This is a genomic window from uncultured Cyclobacterium sp. (genome assembly GCF_963976465.1).
Classification (GTDB): domain Bacteria; phylum Bacteroidota; class Bacteroidia; order Cytophagales; family Cyclobacteriaceae; genus Cyclobacterium.
In genome coordinates, this window is record NZ_CAXBOC010000485.1 from 1 (window position 1) to 4,111 (window position 4,111).

Below are 4,111 nucleotides of genomic sequence, written 5' to 3' on the forward strand. Positions count from 1 at the left end.
TTAGAAAAGCATTGGAAAGCCCATGGATGCCTGGGATTACCTCTTGAATGCCGCCTCCGTAATTTGAAAACACCATTAATTCTTCCTTTTCAGCTACCAATAAGTTGAAGCCATTGTAATTCTGCTGCGATTTTTCTATTTGCCTCAAATAATCCTTGGGAGATTGGCTTCCATTTAAAAAGTTGGTTACCAATTCGCCCCTGGTCTTGCTCAAAGGCTTGTCGTTTTGGGGGTCTCTATAATTGGTTAGGGCGGCAAATTTACCATTGGTATGAAAACCCATCCAAGTGCCTCCTCCTTTTAAATCCTTTCCGGCATAGATGCCATTGTCCCATTGGTGGAGGCCTTTGGTCGGACGATTAAAGTATTCATCCCTGTTGGCAACCATGATAAGTTTGTATTTGTGATGTTGATTCCAGCTAAATGTCAGTAAGCACATGGCGTAAAATTAACCAGCTCCCCTCGCAAAGGGAAAACCAATCCAAATTATTTTTAACTATATTTAATTACGATTAAAATCGTATATAATTTGTAATTACGAATTTTGTCGTATATATTTGATACGAAATAAATCGTATAACAATACTATGGACAAGCCCACAGCAGCAGAATTAGAAATAATGGCCATTCTCTGGGAAAAAAAGCAAGCAAGTGTTCGGCAGGTGCACGAAGAATTGTCTTTGACCAAGGAAACAGGCTATACGACAACATTAAAAATCATGCAAAACATGCATGCCAAGGGATTGCTGGCAAGAGACGAGGAGAAAAGAAGTCACATATACAGTGCTTTGATCTCCCAAGAAGATACCCAGCAGTCTTTGGTTAAAAATTTTATAGGAAAAGCATTTGGAGGATCAGCCAAGAAGTTGGTCATGCAAGCCTTGGGTCAGAGCGAGCCCTCTAAGGAGGAGATCAAAGAGATTCGTGCGTTTTTGGATAAAATAGAAAATGATTCACAATGAATACCGAATGGATTGTATCGCACTTTGCTGAAGCTTTGGGATGGACACTGGCCCATTCACTTTGGCAGCTGCTCGTCGTAGCGGCAGGGATGTGGTTGCTTTTTAGGTTTAAAGCCTTAAATAGTCCACAAAAAAAGTACATGCTTGGTTTAGCCGGCTTGGCTTTGATGTGCTGCTTCTTTGTCGGGACATTTTTAATGGAATTGCAGTCCATTCAAAGTAAAGGGCTTGAAGCTCCGGCTATCAGCAGTCAGCTACAAGCAGATGTTCAGCCTGTAGCGCATGAATTGCTTTGGTCGGCTTATTTATCAGAAAGAATAGCATACGTTTTGCCTTACTTGGTTTATTTCTGGGTTATTGGTGTTGTATTTTATTTTATAAGACATATGGGGAATTTTGTTGCTTTGAAGCAATTAAAGGCTAGGTCGCATAATAATGTCCCCCAAAATATCCTTCAGCGTGTTCAAAAAATAAAGACCAAGTTTGATTTAAGCTTTCCGGTTGAATTCCGGCTAAGTTCGGAAATCACTGTGCCCATTACTTATGGGCTGTTCAAACCAATAGTCTTGCTTCCCCTAGGTTTGATCATGCAATTGTCTCCGGTACAGTTGGAGGCCATAATTGCCCATGAGTTGGCGCATATTCGCAGGTATGATTTTGCTGTCAACCTGATGCAGTCTGTTTTGGAAATCTTGTTTTTTTATCATCCGGCCTTTTGGTGGGTCAATGGAATTGTGAAAGAAGCAAGAGAGCATATTGCAGATGATATCGCTATCCAGGCGGGGGTGAAAGCAATCGATTTGGCCAATGCTTTGGCTATAGTCGCCAACGATGCTGTGGAGCAATCCCCTGAGTTGGCCATGGCTGCCCATTCATCCAATTTCCCATTACTCAATAGAATCAAAAGGATGCTGGGCAATGAACCTGCCCGTTTTTCCAATTCACCTTTAATCACTAAAACAATGATACTTACCCTAATATTTAGCGCCATTCTATTTATCGGCAATGCCAATGAGGTTAAAAAAACCCAGGAACGCTTGCCACAGTCCATTGAAGTGGAAGATACTGTGATCATCATCAATAAAAATGTAGATGTAGACCTTGATCATGATGTTTCGGAAGATGTAGAAGTAGTCATTCATTCGAATAATAAGGTAACAACAACTATTCACTCAGTAGTCTCGGATAGTTTGCCTTTACCGCAACAACCGCCTGTGTTGAATTTAAGCCCGGCTCCGATTGCTAATTTTAGTCCGCCCGTGTTTAACGATAGCCTGATTCATTATACCCAAAACATTATGGGTGGTTTTGGAGACAGTATTCAAGTATATGCAAGAAATATAGTGATGCTGCAGGGGGATACCTCCGTTTTGTCACAGGAACAAAAGAAAAAGCTTGAGCGGAAAATGGAGTTGCTGCAACAGAAAATGGAGAAATCCCAAAAGGTATTCGAGGAAAAAATGAAAGCCTGGGAAAAAGAATTTCACCCTAAAATGAAGGAGTTTGAGCAAAAAATGGAAGCCTGGCAGAAAGAGAACGAGCCTAAAATAAAAGAATTTGAAAAGAAAATGGAAGTTTGGGCCGCGGAAAATGCAGAAAAGATGGAATCCTGGGCCAAGGCATATTCAGAAAAAATTGAAGCATGGGAGAAAGAGAAGAAATTGAAAGCAAAAGAATATTGGGAAAAGGAACAATAGATTTGCCCTTTAATAGATAATGTAATCCCCAGTCATGAGATATTTTCTTATGACTGGGGATTATTTTTTTACTACATTTTCCAAAATAAAAGCAGGATAGCTGCAACAGTTTTCTGCGGTCATCCTCGGGTGGATTGGTATTTTTCTTGCGAATTCAAGAAGCTTTTGCGGGGTAGGGAAGCCTGAAATTTCCAAGGCAAAAGTATAATGGTTTGTAGCTTCAATTTTGATTTCGGTATATTCGATTTGAATTTCCTGCGGAGGGTTTGAGAAATTGGAAATAACATTAAATGCTTGGTCAAGGCTTGTCAGCCAGCGTTTCTTTATAATGGGTAAACCGGTTAATTTACTTTCAGTTTTGGGTAATTTTTCCAACGTCCATTTGTCCCAGGCTTCAAACTTACCGGGCAAAGGCTGGGATTCCGGGAGAGGGATGGTCCATTCCTGCCTTTGTTTTACTTCGTAAATATCATCTCTAACCTTAAGCCCCAGATCCGGCCTGTCTGCAATTGGAAAGTAAGTGTCTGTACGGGTTTCCGGTTTATTTTTATACAATGAAAGCTCTTTTACGAAATTCACTAGTTCCTCAATTGGAGAACTGAAGAACCATCGGATTTCAATGGTAGAATATAGCGGTTGTTGGGGGACAAGTTTGGGTGTGTCCATGAGGTAATTTGATTGCGATTAGTGATTTTGGATTTTCTTGCAAGTATTTTTAATGCCTAACAAAGAAATTCAGACTTTTTCACTTGCGTTACCCTTCATTTTGTTTTTCTGATTTTGATAGAGAAAGCCTTTGAAGGGTTTGTGCTTAACAGCAGCTGAATGTCTTCCTCTGTAAAGTTCTGGGCTTTCAAAGCAGGAATAAGTTGGCTGAAAATATTGGTATAGCCCTTTATGCTTTGCTGGTCTTTTTGAGGATCGTACCATCCTGCATCATGGGAAATCAAAATACGGTCCAAAAAATCGTTCTCTTTGGCATAAACTATTTTTTCTAAATGCTTTTCAAGGTCCCAACCCAGGCCATCAAGGCTAATCCAGCACCCCTTATCTGCTGCTTTAAGGAAGGCTTCCGGATTGGTCTCTGACTGTGCATGTACCCAGATAAAGGCTTTGGGAGAAACCTGAAGTTCATTTAGTATCGCCAATTGTGGCCACAAACCTTTGGCTGTTCCGGTATGGGAAGCAATGGTCAAGCCTGTTTCCAGATGAGTTAGGGCAGCAGCTTTTACCAGCTTGCTGTGCATAAGGCTTAAAGGATCCGAATTGTCAACTCCAATTTTAATAAAACCGGGGTGGATGGAACTCCCGTCTATGCCATCAGTAAACTCCTTTATCCACATGTCCGACAATTCTTTGGCCGTCAATTTTTTTGCAAAATCCGGAATAAATTGGTTGTTACTTGCTCCGTACAAGCCTGTATTGGTAAGGATCTTTAGTCCGGTTCTTTGG

Annotated in this window: 5 protein-coding genes; 2 read left to right on the forward strand and 3 right to left on the reverse strand. The window is 40.8% G+C overall.

The window, feature by feature from the left end:
* On the reverse strand, positions 1-439 hold a 439-nt coding region (locus tag AAC037_RS20765; RefSeq protein WP_339905301.1), incomplete at its 3' end, for an NRDE family protein.
* 148 nt (positions 440-587) lie between these two features.
* Between AAC037_RS20765 and AAC037_RS20770 the strand changes: the two genes are divergently transcribed.
* On the forward strand, positions 588-962 hold the full coding sequence (locus tag AAC037_RS20770) for a BlaI/MecI/CopY family transcriptional regulator (RefSeq protein ID WP_339905303.1): 375 nt from the start codon (positions 588-590) through the stop codon (positions 960-962).
* Positions 959-2,659, forward strand: coding sequence for a M56 family metallopeptidase (locus AAC037_RS20775; protein WP_339905304.1), 1,701 nt, complete (start codon positions 959-961; stop codon positions 2,657-2,659). The genes AAC037_RS20770 and AAC037_RS20775 overlap by 4 nt, the downstream gene beginning before the upstream one ends.
* Positions 2,660-2,719: 60 nt before the next feature.
* Here the strand turns inward: AAC037_RS20775 and AAC037_RS20780 are convergent, their stop codons facing one another.
* The gene (locus AAC037_RS20780) at positions 2,720-3,325 is read right to left on the reverse strand and encodes a hypothetical protein (RefSeq protein WP_339905305.1); all 606 of its coding nucleotides are present in this window, start codon (positions 3,323-3,325) and stop codon (positions 2,720-2,722) included.
* A 95-nt stretch (positions 3,326-3,420) separates the two neighbouring features.
* Positions 3,421-4,111, reverse strand: a 691-nt coding sequence (locus tag AAC037_RS20785) for a phosphotriesterase (RefSeq protein ID WP_339905306.1), incomplete at its 5' end; no start/stop codon positions are given.

What these genes read in the sequence shown, in the direction of transcription:
- AAC037_RS20780 (WP_339905305.1), bottom strand. Translation starts at nt 3,325, where the DNA reads ATGGACACACCCAAACTTGTCCCCCAACAACCGCTATATTCTACCATT.
- AAC037_RS20775 (WP_339905304.1), top strand. Translation starts at nt 959, where the DNA reads ATGAATACCGAATGGATTGTATCGCACTTTGCTGAAGCTTTGGGATGG.
- AAC037_RS20770 (WP_339905303.1), top strand. Translation starts at nt 588, where the DNA reads ATGGACAAGCCCACAGCAGCAGAATTAGAAATAATGGCCATTCTCTGG.